At 50.8% G+C, this 25141-nt stretch carries 26 protein-coding genes; 1 reads left to right on the top strand and 25 read right to left on the bottom strand.

Annotation, left to right across the window (positions count from 1 at the left end; genetic code table 11):
* Nucleotides 1–33: 33 nt before the first annotated feature.
* From tssG to RIN69_RS03145, 25 genes are all read right to left on the bottom strand, one after another.
* Nucleotides 34–1089 (bottom strand): type VI secretion system baseplate subunit TssG, encoded by a 1056-nt coding sequence (gene tssG, locus RIN69_RS03265; protein WP_313855526.1) that lies wholly within the window; start codon nucleotides 1087–1089, stop codon nucleotides 34–36.
* Entirely contained in the window at nucleotides 1086–2960 is a 1875-nt protein-coding gene (tssF, locus tag RIN69_RS03260; RefSeq protein ID WP_313855525.1) for a type VI secretion system baseplate subunit TssF, read from the bottom strand. The genes tssG and tssF overlap by 4 nt, the downstream gene beginning before the upstream one ends.
* Before the next feature lie 2 nt (nucleotides 2961–2962).
* Complete coding sequence (gene tssE, locus RIN69_RS03255) at nucleotides 2963–3544, bottom strand: type VI secretion system baseplate subunit TssE (protein WP_313855524.1); 582 nt, start codon at nucleotides 3542–3544, stop codon at nucleotides 2963–2965.
* A gap of 24 nt (nucleotides 3545–3568) precedes the next feature.
* Entirely contained in the window at nucleotides 3569–4540 is a 972-nt protein-coding gene (locus RIN69_RS03250) for a hypothetical protein (RefSeq protein ID WP_313855523.1), read from the bottom strand.
* A gap of 13 nt (nucleotides 4541–4553) precedes the next feature.
* Entirely contained in the window at nucleotides 4554–5348 is a 795-nt protein-coding gene (locus RIN69_RS03245; protein ID WP_313857574.1) for a PP2C family protein-serine/threonine phosphatase, read from the bottom strand.
* Nucleotides 5348–6976: a type VI secretion system-associated FHA domain protein TagH gene (gene tagH / locus RIN69_RS03240; protein WP_313855522.1), complete on the bottom strand. Its 1629-nt coding sequence runs from the start codon at nucleotides 6974–6976 to the stop codon at nucleotides 5348–5350. The genes RIN69_RS03245 and tagH overlap by 1 nt, the downstream gene beginning before the upstream one ends.
* Before the next feature lie 79 nt (nucleotides 6977–7055).
* Nucleotides 7056–7424, bottom strand: coding sequence for a hypothetical protein (locus RIN69_RS03235; RefSeq protein WP_313855521.1), 369 nt, complete (start codon nucleotides 7422–7424; stop codon nucleotides 7056–7058).
* 244 nt (nucleotides 7425–7668) lie between these two features.
* Nucleotides 7669–8031 carry a T6SS amidase immunity protein Tai4 family protein gene (locus tag RIN69_RS03230; RefSeq protein ID WP_313855520.1) on the bottom strand — a complete coding sequence of 121 codons (363 nt, stop codon included), beginning with the start codon at nucleotides 8029–8031 and terminating at the stop codon, nucleotides 7669–7671.
* A gap of 83 nt (nucleotides 8032–8114) precedes the next feature.
* Nucleotides 8115–8441 (bottom strand): T6SS amidase immunity protein Tai4 family protein, encoded by a 327-nt coding sequence (locus tag RIN69_RS03225; protein ID WP_313857572.1) that lies wholly within the window; start codon nucleotides 8439–8441, stop codon nucleotides 8115–8117.
* A 20-nt stretch (nucleotides 8442–8461) separates the two neighbouring features.
* Entirely contained in the window at nucleotides 8462–8938 is a 477-nt protein-coding gene (locus tag RIN69_RS03220; protein ID WP_313855518.1) for a type VI secretion system amidase effector protein Tae4, read from the bottom strand.
* A 144-nt stretch (nucleotides 8939–9082) separates the two neighbouring features.
* Nucleotides 9083–9553: an Hcp family type VI secretion system effector gene (locus RIN69_RS03215; RefSeq protein ID WP_313855517.1), complete on the bottom strand. Its 471-nt coding sequence runs from the start codon at nucleotides 9551–9553 to the stop codon at nucleotides 9083–9085.
* Between the two features lie 17 nt (nucleotides 9554–9570).
* On the bottom strand, nucleotides 9571–9693 hold the full coding sequence (locus tag RIN69_RS03210; RefSeq protein ID WP_313855515.1) for a hypothetical protein: 123 nt from the start codon (nucleotides 9691–9693) through the stop codon (nucleotides 9571–9573).
* 83 nt (nucleotides 9694–9776) lie between these two features.
* The gene (locus RIN69_RS03205; protein ID WP_313855514.1) at nucleotides 9777–10244 is read right to left on the bottom strand and encodes a T6SS amidase immunity protein Tai4 family protein; all 468 of its coding nucleotides are present in this window, start codon (nucleotides 10242–10244) and stop codon (nucleotides 9777–9779) included.
* 52 nt (nucleotides 10245–10296) lie between these two features.
* Nucleotides 10297–11790 (bottom strand): type VI secretion system contractile sheath large subunit, encoded by a 1494-nt coding sequence (gene tssC / locus RIN69_RS03200; protein WP_313855513.1) that lies wholly within the window; start codon nucleotides 11788–11790, stop codon nucleotides 10297–10299.
* Nucleotides 11791–11793: 3 nt separating this feature from the next.
* The gene (gene tssB, locus RIN69_RS03195; RefSeq protein WP_390902496.1) at nucleotides 11794–12342 is read right to left on the bottom strand and encodes a type VI secretion system contractile sheath small subunit; all 549 of its coding nucleotides are present in this window, start codon (nucleotides 12340–12342) and stop codon (nucleotides 11794–11796) included.
* A 47-nt stretch (nucleotides 12343–12389) separates the two neighbouring features.
* The gene (gene tssA / locus RIN69_RS03190; protein WP_313855509.1) at nucleotides 12390–13406 is read right to left on the bottom strand and encodes a type VI secretion system protein TssA; all 1017 of its coding nucleotides are present in this window, start codon (nucleotides 13404–13406) and stop codon (nucleotides 12390–12392) included.
* A gap of 20 nt (nucleotides 13407–13426) precedes the next feature.
* The gene (gene tagF, locus RIN69_RS03185; protein ID WP_313855507.1) at nucleotides 13427–14137 is read right to left on the bottom strand and encodes a type VI secretion system-associated protein TagF; all 711 of its coding nucleotides are present in this window, start codon (nucleotides 14135–14137) and stop codon (nucleotides 13427–13429) included.
* Between the two features lie 16 nt (nucleotides 14138–14153).
* Nucleotides 14154–17792, bottom strand: a complete 3639-nt coding sequence (gene tssM / locus RIN69_RS03180; protein ID WP_313855505.1) for a type VI secretion system membrane subunit TssM — start codon at nucleotides 17790–17792, stop codon at nucleotides 14154–14156.
* A 3-nt stretch (nucleotides 17793–17795) separates the two neighbouring features.
* Nucleotides 17796–19037: a DotU family type VI secretion system protein gene (locus RIN69_RS03175; protein ID WP_313855504.1), complete on the bottom strand. Its 1242-nt coding sequence runs from the start codon at nucleotides 19035–19037 to the stop codon at nucleotides 17796–17798.
* 20 nt (nucleotides 19038–19057) lie between these two features.
* Entirely contained in the window at nucleotides 19058–20401 is a 1344-nt protein-coding gene (tssK, locus tag RIN69_RS03170) for a type VI secretion system baseplate subunit TssK (RefSeq protein WP_313855503.1), read from the bottom strand.
* Nucleotides 20402–20431: 30 nt separating this feature from the next.
* A complete protein-coding gene (tssJ, locus tag RIN69_RS03165; RefSeq protein ID WP_313855502.1) occupies nucleotides 20432–20935 on the bottom strand; it encodes a type VI secretion system lipoprotein TssJ in 504 nt (167 codons plus the stop codon).
* A 24-nt stretch (nucleotides 20936–20959) separates the two neighbouring features.
* The gene (locus RIN69_RS03160) at nucleotides 20960–21463 is read right to left on the bottom strand and encodes an SH3 domain-containing protein (RefSeq protein WP_313855500.1); all 504 of its coding nucleotides are present in this window, start codon (nucleotides 21461–21463) and stop codon (nucleotides 20960–20962) included.
* A gap of 849 nt (nucleotides 21464–22312) precedes the next feature.
* Nucleotides 22313–22993 carry a pyrimidine 5'-nucleotidase gene (gene yjjG, locus RIN69_RS03155; protein ID WP_313855499.1) on the bottom strand — a complete coding sequence of 227 codons (681 nt, stop codon included), beginning with the start codon at nucleotides 22991–22993 and terminating at the stop codon, nucleotides 22313–22315.
* Between the two features lie 41 nt (nucleotides 22994–23034).
* Complete coding sequence (rimI, locus tag RIN69_RS03150) at nucleotides 23035–23475, bottom strand: ribosomal protein S18-alanine N-acetyltransferase (RefSeq protein WP_313855497.1); 441 nt, start codon at nucleotides 23473–23475, stop codon at nucleotides 23035–23037.
* On the bottom strand, nucleotides 23438–23857 hold the full coding sequence (locus tag RIN69_RS03145; protein WP_313855495.1) for a DNA polymerase III subunit psi: 420 nt from the start codon (nucleotides 23855–23857) through the stop codon (nucleotides 23438–23440). The genes rimI and RIN69_RS03145 overlap by 38 nt, the downstream gene beginning before the upstream one ends.
* A gap of 178 nt (nucleotides 23858–24035) precedes the next feature.
* On the opposite strand from RIN69_RS03145, the gene rsmC reads away from it, so the two are divergent.
* A complete protein-coding gene (gene rsmC / locus RIN69_RS03140; protein WP_313855494.1) occupies nucleotides 24036–25070 on the top strand; it encodes a 16S rRNA (guanine(1207)-N(2))-methyltransferase RsmC in 1035 nt (344 codons plus the stop codon).
* Nucleotides 25071–25141 lie beyond the last annotated feature (71 nt).

Raw genomic sequence — 25141 nt, 5'->3', positions numbered from 1 at the left:
GTGAGCAGGAGGTTTAATGGCTTACTGGCACGATTAGTTGATCGAGGTTTTTTGTTCCTCAGGGATAAAGATAAAATCTCCGCGTGGCTGCGCTTTGTCAGGCAGACCCAGCCAGCAGTCAAAGCCAAGACGACTTTGCCCACCCAGCGTCACACCATGCAGCGCATCCGCAGCAAGGATCAGGCGTAGTTCCCAGACAAATTCAATACCGAGATATTGCCGGACCCATGCGCGTAACTGCTGTGCGCCACGCCGATCCGGCAAAAAGTGGCGATAAGACACCAGCGTTAGCGGACCCAGTTCAATGCGAAATTTATGCTGCACATCACGCGTCGCAATCCCGAGAAAGGTACTTTTTCCGAGGCGAGGTGCCGCCCGACCCGCCGCCAGACGCGTGCGATCGCGACGATCAATCGGCTGCCAGTGCGCCACGTTTTCCACCAGCTGTACCGGGATGTCAAAGTAGTGACGTAATATTTTCACCATTCCCTGCGCATCACGGCCGTGACGGCTGAGATGACCAGCCAGCGCATAGCGTGCATGGGCATACAGCCCACCGGCATTAAGCTGAGCAGGCTGCCCCATTCCGGTCAGACTGGCGAGGTAGCGCTCGAAGTACTGATGATCCTGCCTGTCGAGCGAAACGGTAGGTTGCGCATCAGCCCAGGCGCGATAAAACAACAGCGTCAGACGATGGTGAAACAGATCTACGAATGAGGCGAGGCCAGGATCCTGATGATGATCAATACGCTCACGGGCATATTCAGTCAGATGCAAAGGCAACGGACCATTCGGCCCGAACAGGCCAAAGCTGTAAATTGATACATCGTGCAGCGGCGAGTTTTTCCGTGCTGCCACGCCAGCCAGCGTTGATGGCGCAAATGCCAGCGAAGGCCGCTGACCAATGCGCAGGGGTTCATGATGGGGAAGCGGTGCTCGTCCGAGTGGATAGCGCTCACCACCCTGGGCATCAATCCGGCGCAGCAGCTGGAACAGGTCATAGCGCCAGGGCGTAGCAATTAATAACGGCCAAAAGTCCTCAGATAAACGCCGGGATGGGCTTTGCCTGGCATCCGCTGGCTGGCTCATATCAGCGACCTTTTGCCGAGGCGCGGCGGCCAGTAACCCACTTCACCACGCTGCTGGCTGGTCAGCGTCAATTCCGTAAAGCTGTTAATTGCCACCAGACGAGAGAAGACACGCTCCAGCACACTGCCCAGCAGCCATGGGCTGGAGCCGGAAAACGCCTGCTCATCAACATTCAGCTCAATGGCGATGCCACGTGCCGAAACCATGGGCCCCGGTTGTGGCACTCGCCGGTAGACAGCCTGAAGCTGACAGTGGCGAATACCCTCGATCTGTCGGGCAACCGCGGCTTCAGCAAGATTGGCGTACAAACCCAGCAGCTGACGTAACGCCGCAGCGCCCTGCCCGTCATCACCATCCATTAGGCTGAGATAATTCATCTGTAAATGGCTGATTAACCGCCAAGTTATTTCTCCTTCCGCTAATGCCGGACGTGGTGATGTCGGCCCTTTACACAGGCTAAGCTGGCATATCGGCACCGAATCAGACATGACAAAATTTGCTTGATCCTGTTGCAGAAATAACAGGGGCAAATCACGACTGGTACAGGTGACTTCGGCAGTCAGATAGCGCAGATCCTGATGCCACGGTGAGTGATGCGCATCAACCAGTGACAGAAACACTTCGGAGCCGATATAGCCGGTGCGCGTGCCATAGCGTCCGGCATTTTCCGACAAGGTGCGTGGCTCACGGCGCAGCGAAAAATAAGCGCCATAATCACCATTATCCTGACTGAAAGTGTGCCAGAACGGGCGGAAAACTTGCTCTTCACGCTGGCTGCTACTGCTGGCAAATAACTTCTGAACTGAAAAAATTTCGTAGTCCAGTGGACGAATATTATCGACCACCAGATGGTATTCATTGAGGCTTTCGCTGATGTTTTGCCGCTCGGTAAGTTTCGGAAAAAGATTGATCACCGGCGTACAGTGCAGCGCCAGATAACTGGTATCGACTATCCGCTCGAGGGCGATATCACTCTTATCCAGCAGGACAATAATTTCGAATCCGCGCATTCCGCTACTGCACTTCACTACCTGCTGCAGTTGATTCACGCTGATAAACTGGTAGCGCGCCGGAAAAGCAAAATACTCCTGCAACAGGCGGTAGCCGTCGAAGTTACGTAAGTCATCGGGTAACAGCGCCTGATGGGCGGCAAATCCCTCATGCACCAACGCCTCATCATCCAGTATGATGTGCTGCGGTTGCACGCCATCGAACCGGCAAAACAGGCCAACCCGATGCTGTATGACCAGCTCAAGTAATTGCTGTGCCTGAATATCCGGGCCGCTCAGGAAAAACATCAGATGGTCAAAGCTGAGGTGGCTCAGCACGACGTTATCGAAACATTCAAGCTGAATACGTAATGCACTTACGGCACCACGCTGGTTAAGCCCCAGCTGACCCAGCGGAATATCTGCCGGCACGCCACCCAACTCGACATTTTTGACCCGCAGTGGCTGCAATATCACTTCCTGAGCGGTGGTATAGCTACAGGTTATCCCCTCTTTTTTCAACGTCAGACTTTCCATCATGCTACCGCGCGGTACGCGAAACCCATTGCTGAGATCGCCCTTACGACTGTCAGGATGCAGCTGTGCAATCGCCATTGAAGGAGTCGGAGCCAGATAATTAGGGGCGATCATTTCCAGTAAATATTGGGAAAAGCGCGGGAACTGCGCATCCATTTTGAGCTGCACCCGTGAGGTCAGAAAGGCAAAACCTTCCATTAAACGCTCGACATATGGGTCAGCGACGTCAATTCCCTGCATCCCCAGCCTGCCGGCCACTTTGGGGAAACGTTCAGCAAACTCGGCACCCATCTCACGTAAATAGGCCAGTTCACGGTTGTAATATTCGAGCAGTTTACTGTCCATAGTTAACCCACATCCTGCAGCTCGAAATGACCATTTTCCAGATCGACTTCACTGCGAAACAGAAACTCAAGCGGGTATGGCACACACCAGAGTCGACCACGAATTTCAATCGATAACTGATTATGCAATTCGCATGACTTACCGCTGGACAGACAATCGACCAGCAGTTCCTGCGGTATTATTCTGGGTTCAAAATGCAGAATTGCCGCCGTAATTTTGCGTTGTAAATCGGGCCATTGAATATCACTCATTCGCTTGCCAGCCAGTGGCGCGAGGCCAAAATTAAAGGTGGAACGCTGAATATGGATAAAAGGATGCAGGTTAAGCTGGCTTTCACTGCTTACCGCATTAAACAGCCACTGCAAGTCGCGCAGTACGTTGCGGCGCAGTTCACTTTGAGTAATCAATCGGTTGCCGGGCAATTCCTGCTGTTTGTCGGGCTGGTTATCGGTAAGTCGATCCAGTAATGACGGTTGCATAGTGTCGCGCGCGTTCAGCGACTGCTTTTTATTACGCGCCTGATACCCCGCATACAGTATTTCGCGGCTACTCAGTGCATTACGTCCGTTGAAAAGGTCACTCATCCTGAGTCTCTTTGCTGCCGAAAGTTATTTGATGGTGCGCCAGGCACCGACGGTAGGATCTTTAAGTTGGGGCTGTAATGTCTCAACCAGCACCAGGGTTAATGCCGTCTCATCGGCAATGTGCGGCGACCAGACTTTTCGCACCTCACCGAGCAGCGCTTGCAAATGCTCTTCATCTTTAACCTCTGCCTGAGCAAGCTGAATCGCAATAGTGCCATCAGTCTGCCAGCCGCTGAGCTGGCTGATATAAGGTAAAATCATCCAGCTGTCAGGCGACTCGCTGTGATGCAGCACCATCCGTTGATTATTAACGGTGGTAATTGTCAGGTTATCGTCGATGGCCGTGCTCTTCAGTCCCTGCACCTGAAAACCTTGCAGAAAGATAGCGTTAAGATTTTTGGCCGCGCCCTGCTCAATTTGCGTCACCTGGCTCTGACCACTCAGCCAGCCATCACTGCCACATTGCGCACCCTGTTTCGCTGGCACAAACAACGCGCTGGCGGTGCTGTTTTCCCCCCAATAACCCCGAAAATGGCATCCTTCAATCAAACTAAACTGAAGCCACGGTGTGGTATCTGCAGCAACAGCCGCAGGCAGCACCTCGATTGATGGGCTCACCGGTGGGGCAGTGGTTTCGCTGGCGGTAGTCTCAACACGCAGCCCCCAGCTTTCCGCTTTCGACGCGCTTCCCTGCGCCAGCTTTTTGCCATCGCCATCATTCATTTGCCATTTCAGTTGAGTAAGAGCAGGACACTGTTTTTCCAGCAGACTGCCCACGCGCGGCAAGAAGTCATTGAGCACGGCGGGCTGTTCAGAGCCGGTAGACACAATGCGCACCGGCAGCTCTGCCGCACACCAGCCTGCCGGGCTGGTATCCGCCTGGTCGTCAATCCACACCTCCAGCTTTAATGAGGGAGAAAAGACCACGCGATAATCCTGTGCACTGACGTTAAACGCAGTCAGTAGCGTTAATATTAATAACATACTGAATTTCATAGCTTTCCTTAGCTCAATCGCGAATGGGAAAAAACTGTGCCGTCTCTGACAGCGAGTGCAGCAGCGTGGTGTCCTGTGGCGATCCTATCCAGACGGCGATGGCACTGTAGTTGTCCTGCCTGACGTCGATGCGTTCATCAGTTTTCTTTACTATCTGATGCATCAACGTCAGCCACTCTTGCGGGGTATTCACCATATGTAACGCCTGCTGCATATGCTGCCGGGAGACTTCATGCCAGAAGCCATCCGTACAGAGCAGGAACACATCACCATCTTCAATCGGCACTACATCGCTGTAACTGGCATCGCGTTCCTCATCGCCCATGCCAAGTGCAAAATAGAGCAGATTGCTGTTAATACCCTCGGTTTGATGCCCGGCATCCTTCATCTGCTGCACCAGACTGTGATCGAGGGTGATATGAACAAGGTAACCACGACGAAAAAGATACAGGCGGCTGTCGCCTGCGTGTGCCCAGTAAGCCAGCTGATAATCGCGGTCAATAAACAAACTGACCATAGTGGTGCCCATGCGGCTGTACTGCGGTTGTGCTTTCTGCTGCTGGCGTATTGCGTGATTAGCCTCCGTCACATACTGACGAATATGCTGGGCATCGAGATGCTGCTGGCCGTCAAAGCCATTAACCAGCGTATTGCAGGCCAGTTTTGCCGCCACCTCCCCACCGGGAAAACCCGCCACGCCGTCGCACACCACAAAGCAAGCGGAGCGCTCACCAATAATTTCTCCCGTCTGATCCTGATTAGATTCGCGATCGCCCTGATTCGACATTGATGCAACGGTGATATTCATCATTTATCCAATCGATCCTGAGAGTCTTTAAACTGGTTAACTTCCATGTCGTAGGCATGTAAGAAGGCCTCACCAAACAACGTGTGAAAGTCATCTTCGATTTCGCCGGCAATTTGCTGGTAGCGCCTGCTGTACTGCTCCCACAACGTCGCTTTCCGGCTGCGCGGAAATGACAGGCGCGACGTTATTCCCTCGCTGCGCGCCTCCTGCTCGAGCTGTTCAGGATTAAAAGATTGCAGCATTGAGGCGATGATGGCGCGGATCCCGGCGATCATGCCAAGCTGGTGCGCCTGCAGATCAACCAGCGCATCACGCACCGATTGGGTAGGCGGCATAAAACCTGGCATCCGGCTGCCGAACATCTGCATCAACACCGTTTTGCCCGACGGTAACAGCTTGAAAGGATTATTCGCTTCATCAAGGATCACCGTCATTTCTGCTTTGACACCACGCTTGAGAATTGAGCGGGAAGAGAGTAGCGCCACCGTGCCCTGTGAAAACATACTGAGCATCTGGCCGAGCTGCTCCATATTATGGGGTTCAAAACGCGGCGTCGGCTGCATATCGTTTAATCCCATGCCATTTATCAATGCCTGCAATAACTCCCCTTGCAACGCTTCGCTGCTGTCCGGCTGTGACGACTGATGCGCAACATTATTTGCTACCGGATCGATGCGCAGACGCCCTTTTGGCGCCGGCGTTACCGTCCGCGCTACCGCCTGCGGCGTGGGTAAGGTAATACCGTCATAGTGCGGATCGCTGTGAGGTGGAACAACGGCAGTTGGCACCAGCGGCGATGAATTCGGCAAACCAACCGCATCATCGCTCAGCGCCGTCTCCGCCATCATTAATCCAAGCGGATCGAGGCTAAGCTGCGTCGAGCCAAATAGCGCCAGAGGATCCTGTTGCTCCTGATAGGGATTGAGTGACCGTTCAACCTTCGTTTGATCAGAGGGTTGCAGCAAAGTGCTGGGCGTGGGATCGGCAAACAGGCTGTCAGTTTGAAACAGCGGATCGTTACAGAATAACTCTTCTGGCAAGCGCTGCCGCTGTTCTGGAATAAGCGTCACGCTCTGATCTGCCAGCAGCGACAGCGGATCAAGAGGGTTACGATCAATGCAGACAGGTTCGGTGAACGGATTCGCCTCTCTCTCCACTGACGATACCTTCGGGCCGGAAATGTTGCCAGCGGCTGCAAACTCCTGCACCAGATCGTCCCAAATCTCACCGGGAACAGACGTGGATGCGCATATTTTCACGGGTGGCGGCGATGCTATTGCTGGCCTGTCCGCGACAGTTACCGGCACATCCACTTTGAGATCGTTTACCTGCAAACGATAATCATCAATTCCAATAATATCGCCATCCTGCAAATCGACCTGTCGGCCGCGCTCCAGAGGAATATCGTTGAGTATGACGCGAGTGACATTACCGCGATTAGTAATACGGCAATCCCCTTCGGCAGTGATATGAACAATGGCCTGCAAACGGGATATTGTGCGCTCATCATCTGGCAGTACCAGATTATTATCGATTCCCCGGCCAATCGTGCCGCCAGGCGGCAGAAAATCACAACGGCTCTGCGGCGGCTGATGACCATTTTTGATGGTTATAATCGTAAATCGCATAACGTTTTCCTGCGGTTGAGGTGTTCACCTTTCCAGCCATAAATCCGCAACCTTCAGGTGAGAGCGGTCTTGTTAAGAACTACTTCATTATTCCGGAGTCTTCTGCCACTAACTTATTCTGGTTTAATACCATCAGGTGCCAATAGTTAATATTGGTAATAGCAGGAGATAACAGATAACTATATTCACCATGATTAAAATGGTAACCAATCACAGGTTTATCACCTGATAGTTTTACCGCCCGCCCCTGCAAATAAAGCGAACCACCGGTAGCCAGGCTCACCGAGTGAAACCTGACGTTTTCACAATTTTCAGTGGTAATATCACATTGCGACTCAATCTCGATAGTAAAATGGCGACCATTAAAGATTGAGGAAATTTCCGCCATACTGTTAAAAGACGATAAAATCATAAAAATAAAAATCGATATTTTTGAATAACACGTCATGTTAATCCCTTAATTTTGAATATTATCCTTAGTTCATTGCTGGCCTATGCAATTAATACTCTCTGTATATTGCGAAGCATAGTTTTATAGATTATCAATCTAAATGATAGATTTTTACTTGTAACGGTCAGGAAGTTATCGCGGATATATAAAAACAATATCTAAACATTTAAAAATTTAGTTAACCTGAAAAAAGCGCAAGCTGCCAGATAATTAATTGACGGATACATTATCACTTATTTAATCAGGGCATATAATATTTATCGAAAATAGAAATTGCCTCACCACTACTTAAAAGCAGGGTACACTTGAGTACGTTGTAATTACTTTTTACCGAACCGTCTAATTTTAATCTTAGATACTCCTCAATAAGAACATCACCTTCATTAAATGCCTCGACTGGCAACTTACTGAGTTCTAACCAAACTGCGGCGCTTTTAAAGGCGTCATCCATTAATTTACTTTCAGAATCAATCTTACCAATACAGCGATCAATCAGCCAGTTATTAAAAATAGCTTTCTGTGACAAACCTTCAGGGGAAGGAGGAGTAACAGAAATTGCGGGTAACGAGATGGCACATAAAAAAATGATAATAAATATGTTCATTTTAAATTTCATAGCGCAGTAATCTCGCTGATAAAATGCTGCGCATTGAGGTTGAGAAAATTTCCGTCATATTTTCTGATTGTCTAATTATCCTGTTTATCCCGATACTCCATAATTAAATCATTCAGTTCGCTGCTATGGAAAAAATCTAAACATTTCGCCATTGTCATCGGTTGTCCTGATTCACTTAAATAGTTTTTAGCTAAAAATTTTTTTCCCAACTCTCTGGCAGCAGTGTAAGCAGATAGTGAGTAATCGCCAAACTCCAGATAGCCTCTTGCAGCAGCAGCAGCATCATCTTTTACCTCACGACTCTTATAACCCTGAGCAATGCAGGTACTGAATGCATAGTTTTTGATATATTGCTGTGCCGAGTCGTTGATTTTTGCGGGTAGCTGAAGTGAGATCATCGAGATGAAGATCAAAATAATCAGTCTAATAACCATAATGATGCCTCACTGGATACCGGAAAGTAACATCTGTCAGAACATAATGATCCATTCCACAATGTCACGTGTCCGCTGGCATCCCGCCAACCATTAACCGAGAAAATCAATATTCCTTTTACCCCCTGAAAGTCTGCTCCTGTAGGGTATTGTATTACAATTTCTGGAGGCCCATACTCTTCAATGAGATATGCAATAAGGTCTTTTACACGATATATATACCAGTTCCTGTCAGCACCAGAAACAGTTTTCCATACACCTCTTTTTATTCTATTATTAGAGTAATTTAATGCATAACTCATTCTAATAGCGCATGCATTTGTAAAACCTGCAACAGGATCATTAACACCCAATCTTATATTTACCCCAACACTTCCACCAATTATCTCTCCAACCTTATCAACTGATACATTGATCTCACTAAACCGCTGCCAGACATTTAAAAATAAAGGTCTTTCCATATCAAATACCTCTATTACGCTTTAGAAAACCCAAACCATAGAGATTATGAATTTCTAAGATGTCATTAATATTGTCAAATAATATCAATACTGCTCAAGCCATAGTAAAGTAGCAATCTCCCAATTTGAGAGATTGCCAGTTACTTACATCTCTCTGTTCCCTTTAATATCCCATCCCATACTGGTTTCCGCACCTCGACCGCCAGAGCTGGTTTGCTCCCAATACTGTTGTCTTACTCTGGCCCCCTGAAAACTATAGGTGATACCAAGCGTATCGTTCTTGGTTGCACCGCTATAATCAACTGAAGTGACCAGCACATCCTCCAGCGTAATCTTCGCATATTCAACCTGTTGCCCTCCGGCTTTACACAGCGAAAGCTCAATGTTCTTCACCCTTTTTCCGTTAGAGCAAAACTGCAGTAGTGCCGTAACAGATTTATCAATCAATGTTGTAATATGAAGATTAGTGAAACTGACTTTTCCCGCTGCATCACCTGAACTGCCTTGTTGTGATGCTCCCCAGGAAAAAGAGCTAATATCTGTCCAGCCGACGTGATTGGCATCTTTCGATTCACCGGTCACACCGTCAACTTTCATAAACATATCAATAGGCATAATTATCTACTCTTAAGTTAATTTTGCTTTACCCTTGCACCTGAAACTGCTGATGCTTCAGCAGTTACTTCAGTTATGGGGTAGAGATAAAGCACTGATATGGCATGCAGAAAATCATGGGGTAAAATAAAACGTTCCATGTTTTACCTTTGCCGCGATCCTGAATATCGCTGCTACATGTGATTATTCAGAGGGTATGACCATAGAGATAGGGTCAAATTAGTTACTTAGCGTTGTCCTGATACCAATTGCTGAAAGGATCATTATCGATAACCTCTTTGGATAACTTATCCAGTTCAGCGCTATGATAAAGCCTTAGGCAATTGATCATATATCCGTTTGATATTACTCCCGAGTCATTATAGAAATAATTCTCTTTCGATTTAAAGGAGTTAATAATTGCATTTATCTTTATATCTCCTGAATCAATGTTATATGGCATCCATTCACGCATAGCGTTTGCCGTTCTCGCCGCATCATCTGAAAATATTTTATTTTCAGATGATAACTGAGCAATACATCGGGTGAGAGTTAAATCTTTTACCACCTGATAGTAAGGCATGCGTTTTATAAAGCTAACAGAACTCTTGATTCCTTCAGCACAAGGTTGAAAAGAAACGAGTATACATTTTAAGTGAATTAATCTTTTCTTGCTGCACATCTTACTGCAAAAAAAAATTCTTCTGGACATAACTGTCTTCGTACTTAGCCCGCTTATTTTCAAATAATATGGCGCATAACGGTTAACCCATATCACCGGATTTTAGCGATGGCAATTTAGAAACCAGCCGCAAAGAAACCGTTAAGCCTTCCAGCTGATAATGCGGACGCAGAAAGAATTTCGCCGCGTAATACCCAGGCGTTTCTTCACTTTCTTCCACCACCACTTCAGCTGCCGCCAGTGGTTTACGCGCTTTAGTCTCCTGTGAGGAATTTTTCGGATCGCCATCGACATAATTCATCACCCAGTTATTCAACCAGTGCTGCATTTCGTCACGCTCGCGAAAAGAGCCGATTTTGTCGCGAACAATACACTTCAGATAATGAGCAAAACGGCAGCAGGCGAACAGATAGGGTAAACGTACCGCGAGACGAGCGTTGGCGGTGGCATCGCTATCGTGATACTCCGCGGGCTTTTGCAGTGACTGTGCACCGATAAAGGCGGCAAAGTCAGAGTTCTTGCGATGTACCAGCGGTATAAATCCGTTTTTCGCCAGCTCCGCTTCGCGGCGATCGCTGATAGCGATTTCCGTCGGGCACTTTAAATCAACCCCACCATCATCACCCGGAAATGTATGTGCTGGCAGATTCTCGACTGCACCACCGGATTCCACTCCGCGTATTGAGGTGCACCAGCCATACTGTTTAAACGATCGATTAATGTTTGCCGCCATCGCATAGGCCGCATTGCTCCAGGTGTAATTACTGTGGTCAGCGCCGTCACACTGCTCTTCAAAATTAAAGTTATCAACCGGATTGGTGCGAATACCGTAGGGCAGGCGCGAAAGAAAACGCGGCATCACCAGACCGAGGTAACGCGCATCCTCAGATTCGCGCAGGCTGCGCCACGCGGCATACTCGGTGTTCTGAAAAATTTTGCTCAGATCACGTGGATTAGCCAGCTCCTGCCAGGACTCCATCTGCATAATACCTGCCGCCGTTCCGCTGATAAACGGGCAGTGAGAAGCCGCACCAATACGTGCCATTTCGCCGAGTAACTCCACGTCCTGCGGGCTGTGATCGAAATAGTAATCTCCCACCAGACAGCCGAAAGGCTCGCCGCCGAACTGGCCATACTCCTCTTCATAGATCTTTTTAAAAATTGGGCTTTGGTCCCAACTGACACCTTTATAACGCTTCAGCGTGCGCCCCAGCTCACGCTTTGAGATGCTGATAAAGCGCACTTTGAGCATTTCATCACTCTCGGTGTTATTCACCAGATAGCTCAGCCCGCGCCATGCACCTTCCAGCTGGCGAAAATCCGGGTGATGAATAATCTGGTTGATCTGTTGAGACAGCTTTTGATCAATTTCGGCTATTAACGCCTGGATAGTTCGGTAAGCATCATTGGATAGCGTCAGGCTGTGTTCGAGAGCCTGCTGTGCCAGAGTCTTTACCGCGCTTTCAACGGCTGCCCGTGCCTGATCGCTTTTCGGTCGAAACTCTTTGTTTAACAGGGCGCTAAATTGGTCTTCACTAAACTGCTGCACAGATTGCTCGGGCTGTAGTTGATTCATCAGTTACCCCTCTTTATCCGGGCTGTTGGCCGCTTGATCCGCCGACTGCGGTACATAGCTCAACGATTTGAGTAAGCCAGGATCCTGCAGAATATTCGCTATCAGCTGCTCGGCACCATTTTTGCCATCCATATAAGTCAGCAAATTTGACAGCTGAGTCCGGGCATCAAGCAGCTGGCTCAGCGGCGCGACTTTACGGGCCACGGCGTCTGGTGAAAAATCATTGAGGCCATGAAAAGTCAGGTCGATATTCAATCCTTCCTCTCCGGTCAGGGTGTTTTCGGTACGGAACGTCACCCGAGGCTCAAGAGCTTTCATACGATCGTCAAAATTATCGACATCAATATCGATAAATTTGCGATCGCCGATTTCCGGCTGATTTTCACCTGACTTACCGACTAAATCCGCCATTACGCCCATGACAAAAGGCAGTTGTACTTTGCGATCGGCACCATAAACTTCCACGTCGTATTCAATTTGCACGCGTGGCGCACGATTTTGGGCAATAAACTTCTGCCCGCCAGCTTTATTGTTATGCATAGTTCGCTCCATCTGTTAGGCGATACAGGAAAGAAAGGGACGACTGAGGCCGGTGGCATTCAGTTAGCACGTCGGCCAAAGATATTTTCCAGCTGATTAACGCCGTCTGGTGCCAGCTCGCGCACCATATCCATAAAATCCAGTCCAATAACCCGCTGCACACGCTCGATCATTAGCGGAGCAGGATGACCCGGCTCGTATTCGGTAAAATACTGTTTAACCTGCTCCAGCATCAGTAGAGCGTCACCACGTGACTGAGGACCGGAAGCTCTCCAGATCGGCTCCTTTGACTGCGGCAGAATTATGGCAGCGGTGGTCTGCTTTATTTCATCTGCGCTGCTGGCTGACGGAATCATCATTGCAACAGGGGTTATACGGCAGGCCTGCTCGACCGTGCTGACTGTTTTCATCAGCTGATTCATTGCAGGAACGCCCGCTTCCCCTAGCTGTTCTGTCAGCATCAGCTTGATAGTTTGCAAGCACTCACTTATTGTTTTGATCGCATCAATATTGGGATGCTCACTGCGTGACAGTTCATCCATCAATCGTACGCGGCCGCCGGGATAATCAGGAAAGTCAGTTTTGCTGCCTTCAAGTAGTGCGAAGGCATCACGCAAACTGATTTCATCAGCCACTGAACGCAACAGCGGCGCCTGACGGACCGCCAGGGTTAAGGCTGATTTATCACTCAGTCCCGCCAGCACGTTAATCCGATAGTGAGGACTCACTTCGCCCCACTCTTCCAGCGCCGGATAAAGCGATTGCCAGAATTGTTGTAGTGACTGTGTAATCAGCTGCAAACCTTTGGCATAACCGCTCAGGCCTTTAAGCTGTGTCCATGCACGAGTCAGAGCCAGCATTGCACGCAGATCTTTACTACGAAGCAGCAGCCCGGATGCCAGCGCTTCAACTTTGTTCCAGTCGGCCGGTTCGGCGGGGATCAGGGTGTCGCCAAATTGCTGTTCAGCCTTGCCGGCGCAGGCAAGCTCCATCGCGATAAAATCAGCGTCATATTCAAGGTTTTCTCCACAAGGTCGCTCGGCACTAAGCGGCGCTAATAAAGCATCGAGATCCATATCGATTCCTTTCTTCAGGTTTAGTCGAACATTGGCGGATAGAGGCCATGGCGTCCCGGCCTTGCACCTCCAGCCGGATCAAACAGCAGCGAAAACAGCTGGCCGGTCAGATTGCCGCTATGAACATGGGTATAAAGAGGGAAACCATCGGTCTGATTACTCCACCAGAAACTGGTGTAATGCTGCGGATCAAAACAGTCGGAAACCTGCTTCCAGCTCAGGGTGCTGATATTGTCGCCATAGCCGATCACATCAAAAATATCCGAGCGTTGGTCTGCTGCCGGATCCGGTGGTGCGGGAATAGCCAGCAGCGCCTGGTCAAGTTGTTCAGCGGAGTAGCAATGGTGTACAGCATGCTTCAGAGCGCTACCCAGCTGCTGATACCATTCACCGGCCATTGACAGCATCTGCGGTGACCACTGCGTTGAGGTAAAGGTGCGTTGCGCGCAAACCGGATAGTGACGACCGACACTGTCAGATGCCGGCAGCAGGCACCCCATCTGTATCAGCTGACTGTCCAGCATCGGCGGCACAACAAAATTCCATACCGGCGCGTGGCTAAAATGACGTCCATTCGCCTGCCGCTCGCCAGCATTTTTTTGCCAGTTAACCAGCCCGACCTGAAACCAGTGGGTCCATTGATTGATCAACGCGTCAGGGAAGCGTCGCTGCAAAAAGTCTCCGGCACTGGGTAATTTTCCGTACCAGCCAATCACAGTGGAATTACTCATTATCATTTCCTTACAGCTATGGGCATGAGAAGCCGGGAAGTTGAAACGGATTGCGGATACTGTTTGGCGTAAACTCCAGAGTGACCTGATGACCATCCAGATTAAAGCTGGCCTGACGGCTCAGATTGCTGCTGCCGTTGGCCAGACGTGCACGATCAAAAAAGCGGTTAAGCGCCCATGGGCCACTGGTCACCAGCGTTGACGTCTTGCCGTTAGCCAACCCCAGCTGCATACGCACCTGACTGGTACCACCCGCGCCGGGCCAGCTCACCAGCTGTACCACCTGCGGTCCATGGCTGTAGCGCAGGATCTGACCATCAACATCCAGCGTAAGAGTTAAGATGTCGTTGTCCATGCTCACCGTGCGCACCGTGGTACGAAAAGAGGGAGCACTGGCTCCATTGGCAAAAAAAGCATCGCGAATGCTCTGCGCCTGCTGAAACGGTCGCAGAATGGCCTCCCCGCCGGGTAATGTTTTTCCGTCAATACCTGGCATAAAACGCCAGCTGGCTTGGGTGGTATCAACTTTATTGGCCAGGTTATCGCGAAAAAAACTGTCCATCAGCCCACTGCCGGGAGCAAACATTCGTGCCAAATCGTCCGGCGTCACCTCTGAACGCCCCGAACGCGCCAGCGGATAGCGACCGGCAATGGCCTGGCGGCAAAAACTGCCAACTTCAACATTGATACGCTTGCTGACGTTTTCCAGGTCACGCCGCTGGGTATCGCTGCTGGCTCCCACCGCCAGACTGCTCAGCATGGTTTGTAATGGACCCGGCAGACGCCCTGCACTGGCCTGTAAGCGGCTGATTGACTCCGCGGCGGGCGGTGGCATACCACTATTCGCCGCATCCTGAACCGCGGTCAGATAGCGATAAAGATCATCAATTTGATGGAGAATATCGTCGAAAACCAGGACGCTGCCGCCTTTTTCCAGCGGTTGTGCCAGCTCAATCAACGCGGCAAAGTGATGGTTTACCGCCTGCTCGGGCGACGGCGGCGAATCGACCAGTGCTGTCGGCTGCGGCGCACGAAACAGTGCCTGTAAGGTTTGTGCCGCACGACCAGATGGTACTTCCGGAAGCGGCTTCACCTCGCCGCCCTGCTCTGGTAAGCGTTCCAGCATCAGATAATGGCTGAGATTCACCACCAGCCTGCGCAGCGGTGAATTGTTGCCGGAGAGCAGACGCGCGGTATTAATGCGCTGCGCCAGACTGGCGCTGTTGTTCAGCTGGATATCCTGCATCAACCCTTCCCACTGAGCGATATAGTCAGTGAGATAAAGCTGACGAACTGCACTATCGATTTGTTGCTGGTCCTCGTTCTGGCTGTGGCCACCCAGCACCCATATGTCGTCTTTGTGCAGCTCGGCGATAACGCCATCGATGTTTTTATTAAAATTGTTCCAGTATCCCTCTGGAGTAAACAATCCGTTAATTCCCTCACTGGCAGAGGCGCCGCTCTTGCGCGAAAACACCAGCTCACTTTGTGGCCCGCCAAGAGATGACAGAGAGGCTGGTTTTAAATTTGCGTTAGGCTCCAGTAGCCGTTTCAGGCGTCCATAAACACGCTGTGATAAAGGAGCCTGATTAATGAGTGCCTGCTGGCGGATAATCAAATTGTCATCACGCGCATAGGGAGAGGTCTGTCGCTGAGATTCCAGTAACTGCGTCAGATGGTCTTCAAGCTGTTTAATCTGCTGCTGGGTTATCCCCGATGGCAAATTTCGCTGCAGATTCAGCATCAGCCAGGCGTGCAAAAACTTACCGTCGTAGCGTTCAGGCAGATAAAGCATTTGATAAGCCTTTAATGCTTCATAACTATAATCCGCATCGCTGCCGTTATCATTGCGAAACCAGTGCGTCATCGCCTGCGCCGCCAGCGGCAATAACAGCTGGCGTAGTGACTTCTGATATAACGTCATGGAGGCATCGCTGACCTCAACGCCGCGATACAGCCCCATGCGCCACGTCAGCGGTGGCGCGGCAATATCAACACTCTGGCTTTGCGGCAAATATCTCAGCTGGTTGAGAAACGGTAGCAGTGTAAACAGATCGTTCTCACCGCTAATCTGTAGCTGCTTACTTTGCTGCTCAATCGGCGGCACTTTTTGCTGCACTTCGTGCAGCCAGCGCTGATTGTGGTGATAACTGGTCAGCCAGAGGACAGCAGCGATAACCAGTAACGTCGCCAGTAACAAATAACCAGACCACAACACCGCACGGTTACGCAGCTCCCACCAGCGGTTACTGCTTGCCAGCCCCGACTCCTGAAAAATCACCTCCTGCAGCAGATTTTTCAGAAAAAAACTCTGGCCTTTGTTAGCCGGAACCGGCGCAGCTTTATTAACCCGCTTCCAGGCATTATCGGTATTTACGTGCGGCTCTTTGTCCGCAACCGGCTGCAACTGCATGGCCCGATGCAGTTCGCCCATAACCCGATCAAAGGGCAGCCCCTCCTGAGTTCCGCTGGCAAAATAAATTCCTCGAGGGAAAAAAGGCGCTTCAAAGTCAGAACGAGAAAACACATTGCCAAGCATCTCAATCAGCAGCTGACGTAATGCGGCAAACTGTTGAGGAAAAAGATAACTTTCGGCGCGAGCCTGAGTATTTTGTTCCTGTTGCAGGGTATCCGGCAGCCCGGCCTCCAGCCTTTGTTGCAGCTGCGAATAGTGATAATTGCATGTCTCAGTCAGATCAAAATCCGCCTGCTCAACCCGCTCGCGAGGGAAAGTAAAGCCCCAGATCTGATCGCGCTGCGCTTTATCAAAGCCGGCAAAATAGGCATTGAAGCCTTTCAGTAAGTCGGTTTTGGTTACCAGCACATATACCGGAAATCCAATGCCTAACTGTTGATGCAGCTCGGCCAGTCGCTGATGCAGTGAGCGAGCGTGCTGCTGCGCAACCTGCGGATCCTGCGTCAGCAGATCGGCCACGCTGATCGTCAGGATGACGCCATTAATTGGCTGGCGAGCGCGATATTTACGCAGTAATGTAATAAAACGCTGCCACTCTCCGGCATCTTGCGCCTGCTGGCTCTGTTGCAGAGCGTAACGCCCGGCGGTGTCTATCAATACCGCTTCACTGGTGAACCACCAGTCGCAGTTGCGCGTTCCCCCGACTCCGCGCAATGCGGCTTTGCCAAAACTGTCGGCAAGTGGAAAGTGCAAGCCAGAGTTGAGCAGCGCCGTCGTTTTACCTGCGCCCGGCGCGCCAATAATCAGATACCATGGCAGTTGATAAAGATACTGGCGACTTAACGCCTGGATCCAGCGCGGCTGGAACTTACTTTCGGCGCGGATGAAATGCGCTTTTTTCAACAGCTGAGATGCTTCATTAAAACGCTCCGCCAGCTGCAGCTCTTCGCTGGTGAGCCTCTTAGGCTGGTCCGTACCGGGCGGGGACACGCGGCTGAGGCTTCCGATGAGTTTGCGGTTAAGCCAGGCGTTATATAAACGGGGTATAACGCGGCTGATTGCCCACAGCAGGTAGAGCAAGCCAATCAGTATCTGGCGATTAACTTCGGGCTCGAGTGGCCGGGCGTCAGCAACAGAGAGCAGTGGGCCGACCGTCCAGATGATAAAAGCCAGCGCGGAAATGCCGATAAATCCCCACATCAATCGGCTGGTCAGGATAGCGAATAGTCTGTTCAGCATGCGTTAATTTCCTTGCGACCGGCGATTCAGCTCTGCCCGGGTATTCTCGGGTGCAACCAACAGCGTTATTTCAACCCGTCGATTGCGGGCGCGGTTCTCTGAGCTATCATTGGCTACCAGCGGACTGTTCTCACCGCGCCCTTCAGCTGTTACGCGCTCTGGTTGCATCAGGTGTGACTGTAATATCTGACGCACCGACTCCGCCCGTGCCAGCGACAGCTCATAATTCGATGCAAAGCGCACGCTGCGTATCGGCAGATTATCGCTGTAGCCCGCCACCTGAATCTGACCACTGACGCTGTTCATCGCCTGGGCGATGCGATCCAGCACCGCCCGATAATTACTGCGTACCGTGGTTGATGCCGAGGCGAACAGACCGTCACCATTGATCGTCACTACGCTCTGATCGGCCTCATCTCGCACGCTGACCAGCCCCTGTTCGATTTCCGTCCGCAGAAACCCCCGCAGGTTAAGTGCCGGTGGCGGTGGTGGTGCCGGATGAGGAATAGTGACGTCAGGCAGAGCAATCTGATAGATCGCCGCCAGTACCGGGCTGACACGATCGCTTAGCCGCCAGTTAAGCGCGATATAAAATAGGCAGGCCAGAAAACCGGCCAGTGCAGTCATCGCCCAGAGCGGCACTACCGGTCGCCACAGCTTGCTGATTTGGGGTTGATCCAGCGGATGTGGCGATAACGGCAATGAATAATTACCGCGCACGCCGTGAATCATCTGCAACAATCGCCGTTTAATGGTTTCCAGCTGTGAGCGCCCGTTGTCCAGCACGCGATAGCGCCCTTCGAAGCCCAGCTGCAGGCAGAAGTTGATCAGCTCCAATAACCAGAGATGTTCCCGCGGGCTTTGCGACAGCTTAGCCAACAGCTGGAAGAACTTTTCACCGCCCCAGGTTTCATTATGAAAAGTCACCAGCAAACCGTTGCCAGGCCAGACACCTCTGCTACCCCACGGGGTCAGCGCGGCAGCCTCATCCAGCGCGGTGCACAAGCAATAGCGCGCGCCAACGATCATTTCATAGGGCAATCCTGTGCGCTGGCAATGCATCTCAAATTGACGGATCTCGTCGATCAGCTGCTGACGTAATCCCGCTGGATCAGCGTGCGTGACGCAATGGCGAATATCAGGAATGGCATTGAGTAACGAATTAGCCGCAACCACCAACAGGTTGCTGCTGTGCGCGCCAGGGTAAATGGTATTACTGCCGGTGGATTGTCGTTCCTGCATCATGATTGCTCATTGACCGTAATTCAGACTGAATGACTGCGTATTGCCCAGAACTGCATCTCCAGACCGGGAAAATCTCCCGCCAGATGCAGGGCAAAAGCGCCGGACTTTTCCATTTCCTTCCACAGTTCACCGCCCTTCTCCAGCTCAAAATAGCTGTAGCCAGCATGCCAGGGAATTTGTGGTGGTGGTGTTGGCATTACGCGCAGCACCAGGCCGGGCAACTGCAGATGCACCAGGTCACGAATTTTTGCCACTGGCGCGATTTTCATTTGCGCCGGAAAATGGATATGCAGTGTTTCGCCAGGAATATCGGCACGCACCGCCAGCACAAAGCCAAACTCACGAAGCATTGCATTGTCGGTTACTGTCGCCACGCTGAGGCCGTGAGAACGCTCGGTGAGCACCAGCTGAATAGCATGCTCTTCCAGCACCTGCGATAAGCCGTGGCGCAGCATCAGCATCAGCTCAGCGAAACAACCCGCCAGATCATCCTGGCGGTATTCAGGCAGGGCATGTTCAGGAAAACGTCGGGAAGTATAGGTCGTCAGTTCACAGGCAAAGGCCAGCCAGTGGCGCCAAAGCTGTTCGGGATGCAGTACGGGAAGGTTTTTGAAGTGGCTGATCTGGCCAACATGGTAATTGAGTAATGCCAGCAGCATAAAATCAACGGTATCAGCCTGGTTAAAACGGCCTGGTTGCTGCAGCCGCAGGCCCAGCTGCTGACAGCGCTGTGTCAGTATATTCTGGAGATCATGAAGGTAATCACGCAGCGGGGCGCAGGCTTTGCAGTTAAGCAGCGGAGGAATGTAATGGGTGTCGAGGCGCAACTGATTTTCGCTACGAGTATCATTGAACTGCGCTACGCCTATTGCCGTCCACTCTGCCGACAGCTCACTTTCCAGCATCAGTTTCAGCCGCAATCTGCCAAACTGAATCGCGGTCTGCCCCATTGAGACTGCATTAAAATCCTCAACATCCTGTTCAAAACTCACGAAACGCGCCAGTGAGTCCGTAGCGTCGTCAAAGATCAGCTCTTCGCGACCGCCACGACGCGCAGGCAATGCCAGTACCACTTTTGCCCCGCCGGAAGGGTCTGCAAGGGATAATGGAGTCGGCGCATTGCGTCCGTCGCGAAAGGAAAAGTAGGTTCCGTCTGGCAGCAGGCCACTGGCAGAGTTAAGGGCTACTTGCCCCTGCCGCAGCAAAGTCAGATTGATGTCAAAATCGAAAAAACCCCACAGCCAGGGGTGCTGAACCTCTGCCCTGGCGTGAATAAGATGATGAAAATAGCTTTCCGATTGCTGAAAATGGTGTGGGCGCAGAAACATCCCTTCGCTCCACACCACTTTTGCTGTGTGATTCATAATGACTTCCTTTTCATAGAATTAACTTTTTCAGCGAATGACGCGAATGCCGTTAATATCAGCAATAATCTCTGCATCTGACTCCACTGACGATCCTTGCCAGATGGATTTAAAAAAGCCCTCACCAGAGGCCGGGAGCGGCAGTGACAGCCGCCATATCTTGCCATCAAGCGACTGGTACTCAGCCAGGATGCCAAGGTAATGCGCTTCCCCCTCGCCCTGACCGCTAATTTTTTTATTTAACTGCCCGGGCCGCAGAAAAAACTGCTCGCTGTTAAGCAAATTGGCCCCCAGTAAAGCCCGGGCATCGCTTTGCAGCGACCAGAAATCTGCCGCCATAAAATCCGCATCTGATTTAAGTAACAGCACTCTCACCTTGAGCGGTGCTGAATCATTGATTTGCGGGTGCGCCTGAAAAGACAGGTTGTAACGCACCTGCGAACTGGTTGAAGGCGAAATACAGCCAAATAACAGCGGCAGCGCCGCCAGTATTAAGATCGGAAAACTCAGACGCAGCCAGTGAAATCCCTGCATAGCGATGATTCCATTAGAGCGATGTTAATCAATGATCCAGGTACCGTTATTTGCGCTCTGGCAAGCTTTACTCTCGCCATCAACGGCCACACAGGTCGGCTTAGCGGGCTGATTGCTCCTGACACGTTTACGCCGGGAGTCGGCTTTGACGGTCTTATCCCAGAGTTCACTTTTCACTCCGGCACGCAAAGGAACATAGCCAATTAACTCTTGCTGATCTCCGGCAATCGCAAACCAGCCATTTTCTACCTTGCCTGCAACGGTGTAGGTTTCACCGTTATTCAGATAGCGTATTAGTTTGCCGCCAAAATCAGGACGACTCATGACTGACGCGTTATACAGCGCACGATACTCTTCATTCAGCGGTGTGAACTGTGCCGGTGGCACAATGGCGTACCGGTAGTTCAGCTTCACGCCGTCGACAGTGGTGGAAACTATCGTCTCATCCGTTAATGGCGGGGTGGGAGCGATACAACCGACAAGGCTTAAAACCCCAATCAGGCTTAGTGCGACACGAATTTTCACCATGATCCTCATAAATTTTCTTAACAATAATGACGTCACGCCAGGATCGCTGGCGAGGTAAACACGCTCTTAAAAAAACTTCCGACTAGCTGAAAAACGCCATCGGCTCCGCTCTGGCCAACAGATAAAAATGCCAGTTAATTTAATTAAACTTATTAATAATCAAAAAATATTTATGGACTAAAAACAAAGCAATATCAGAATAATTGATAAGCGAACGAGTAAATAGACACTGCACTCCTGTGCTGGAATGATGAACGCCAGGGGATAACGCTCATCATGCCCTAAAACTTCCTTGATTCGATTCTCTACTATCGTAGGGAGAGAGACTTTCACTGAGATGATGGTTTAATAGCTAAGCATGTGCATTAATTTCTGATATTAATCATTTAAATCAGAATATTAATCAAACATCACCAATCCATGGCTACCGCACGAGTTTGCACCCGGTAACGCCCAACTGCGTTTCACTGCGGCCTGAAAGATCATAATTTGCGCAGTTTATCGTGTCCCGACAAAAATTCAACGGTTTGTTAACCAACCGATAATCATTAATTATTCTTAAACCTGAAAATAATCACAAATCTTCGATATTTTGCGCCGCGGCTGTAGGAAGCAGCTGACAAACATTGATAAAATTTATGATACACCGCACAAAAAAACGCCAACACTGAGGAGTTGAGTAGTGAAAAAAACTTTTCGGATTTTTTTATCGCTGCCTCGCGGGGCACAAACGGATGATGAAATCAGCAAGTAGGATTATTTTTAGCGGAACGGCTAAGAGGAGTGCGGTTACCAGTAAGATAATGCTCTGGCTGGTAACCGGACAGCAGGAAAAGCAGAAGCGATCGATTAAGCGCTGAGAATTTCAGCCAGCTGTTTCAGTGAAGAGACCTGCCAGGTAGGCTCAATCCCTTCAGGCCTGGCGCGGTTATCAGCATTCAGCCAGCAGGTTGCCAGACCCGCATTGATGCCGCCCAGAATATCTGAATCCGGGTTATCTCCCACCATCATGACGCGCTCGCGCGGTGGATTGCCCATTTTCTCCAGCGCATAGTCAAAGATCGCCGGATGGGGTTTCGCGTAACCCACTTGTTCCGAAATCACCAGCAGATCAAAGTATTCAAGGAAACCGGTACGCTGTAAACGCGCCTGCTGTAGCGCAGTAAAGCCATTAGTGATGATGCCCATTTTGACCTGGCCTTTCAGCAGGTTCATCAGGCCAACAGCACCTTCCAGTGGAATACAGATCTCCGCCATCGCCGCCAGAAAGCCGCTGTTAAGCTCGTGTGGCTCAACACTCAGTTTATCCGCCCAGCCCTGAAAACGTTGGTGCTGAAGCTGTAATGCATTGATTACACCGTTTTGATAATCCACCCACAACGGTTTGTTTACCGCCTGGTATTCATCATAATCTGCGGTGGTAAACTGCACATCATATTGCTCAAACAGGCGCTGCAAGCCGGCATAGGCATCAAAGTGAAATAGGGTGTCGTCAGCGTCGAATAAGATCCAATCCCAATCTTTTAACATCTTGTCGTTAAATCCTGTTTTATCTGCACCGGCGTTGTCCGCTACAGGGTGAGAGCCATTATCAGTGCGTCTTCACGTCCCTCTGCTGTCGGGTAATAATTTCTGCGCACCGATACCTCATTAAATTCCAGCTGTTCATAAAGCGCTATTGCCCCGAGGTTTGAGGCGCGCACTTCCAGCCATAGCGTTAACACCTCGCGCTGTGTCAGCTCGGTGATGATGTGTTCCAGCAACTGACGCCCCAGTCCACGCCGCTGAAAAGCCGGATCAACCGCAATATTGAATAGCGTGGCCTCATCAAGCACAACCTGTGTTACGGCAAAGGCAGCCATCACGCCATCGACATCAAGCCGATAATTGAGATAACGCTCACCCTGATTGCTGGCAAAGGTTTTTTCCGTCCACGGAAATGCATGGCTACGCTGCTCGATGGCAAATGCGTGGCTAAGGTCGTTCGGGGTGAGTAAAGAAATCTGATTCATGTTCACAGATCTGCTGCCACAGTGCGCGTTTGGCGCTGGCATTATGATAGAGCTCATCAAGAGCAGGAGAAGCAAGCTGGGTGCCCTGCACCGCCAACGGCGCATCAATGCCTAAACGCCAGCTGGCACAATGATTATCATCCGGCAACATCGCCAGTTGATCCGGTGTTAATGCGAAAACATCATGCGGATTGATCGCCAGCGCGCGCAACACGTCGCTGACTAACGGATCCTCAGTAGAGGGCGGCACATCGGCGATAATCAGCAAGCGCGTATGCGTCGGCAAGAAGACAGCAATTTCCCCTTGTAAGGCACGCGGACGCCGCAGTACATACTGCGTAATGCCCATTTGCTGTAATAACCAGTCACGTCTGGAAGACATATTTTTTCCTGTCTGGTCGCCCGATTGCGCCGCTATGCTAACAAACCCATCGAATATGCGCCAACAAACCACGCTATCGCTGCACAATCCCTTACCCGACATTCATTCTGCTGCTGCCTTGCTGCAACATGGACGACTTCAGGTATAATCGCGGTTCTGATTTAAAAGGAGCCATCCGATGTCCGCTTTTACCCCGGCCAGTGAAGTTATTCTGCGCCACAGTGATGAATTTATTGAACGCCGCGTGCTGTTTGCCGGTGACCTGCAGGATGACCTGCCCGCTCAACTGGAGACTGCACACAGCAAAGTTCATACCCAGCAATATCATCACTGGCAGACCCTGAGCCGTGCGATGGGCGAAAATGCGCAATACAGCCTGGTGGCCAGCGCCGCGATGGTCAGTGAATGCGATACCTTAATTTACTACTGGCCGAAAAATAAGCCGGAAGCGCTGTTCCAGTTGCAGAACCTGCTGTCGCTGTTACCTGTGGGTAGCGATATCTTTGTTATCGGCGAAAACCGCAGCGGCGTTCGCAGTGCAGAAGAGATGGTCAGCAAGTGGGCATCGCTGAATAAAATTGACAGCGCGCGCCGCTGCGGCCTGTATCACGGCCGTCTCGACACGACCCCGGCGTTTAATGCCGAAAGCTTCTGGGGCGAATATGCTCTCGGCGACTTCACCATCAAAACGCTGCCGGGCGTATTCAGCCGTGATGGACTGGATATTGGCAGCGAGCTGTTGTTGTCGACCTTTACCGCTCATACCAAAGGTAAAGTTCTGGATGTCGGTTGTGGCGCTGGCGTGCTTTCTACCCTGCTGGCCAGCCACTCACCCAAGGTACGCCTGTGGCTGACCGATGTCAGCGCCGCCGCAATTGAAGCGAGTAAGGCTACTCTGGCGGCTAATCAGCTGGAAGGCGAAGTATTTGCCAGCAACGTTTACTCTGACGTGAACGGCCGCTTCGATATGATTATCTCCAATCCGCCGTTTCATGATGGGATGCAGACCAGCCTTGACGCCGCACACACCCTGATTCGCGGTGCAGCAAAACACCTTAATATGGGCGGTGAACTGCGCATAGTTGCCAACGCCTTCCTGCCGTATCCGACGATTCTTGATGAGACGTTTGGCAGCCATGAAGTGCTGGCGCAGACCGGGCGTTTTAAGGTTTATCGTGCAGTGTTAAGTCGTGCGGCGAAAGCAAAACGCTAATCAGTGATTTGTTGCCACTGCCGGTTTTCGCAACTTACTGATTCAGCTAATCGTCATGGAGATGTTGCTTT

The sequence above is a fragment of the Winslowiella toletana genome (genome assembly GCF_032164335.1).
In the GTDB taxonomy this organism is placed as follows: Bacteria; Pseudomonadota; Gammaproteobacteria; order Enterobacterales; family Enterobacteriaceae; genus Erwinia; species Erwinia toletana_A.
The sequence above is the reverse complement of the archived record's forward strand: the minus strand, read 5'-3'. Positions and strand labels throughout refer to the sequence as shown.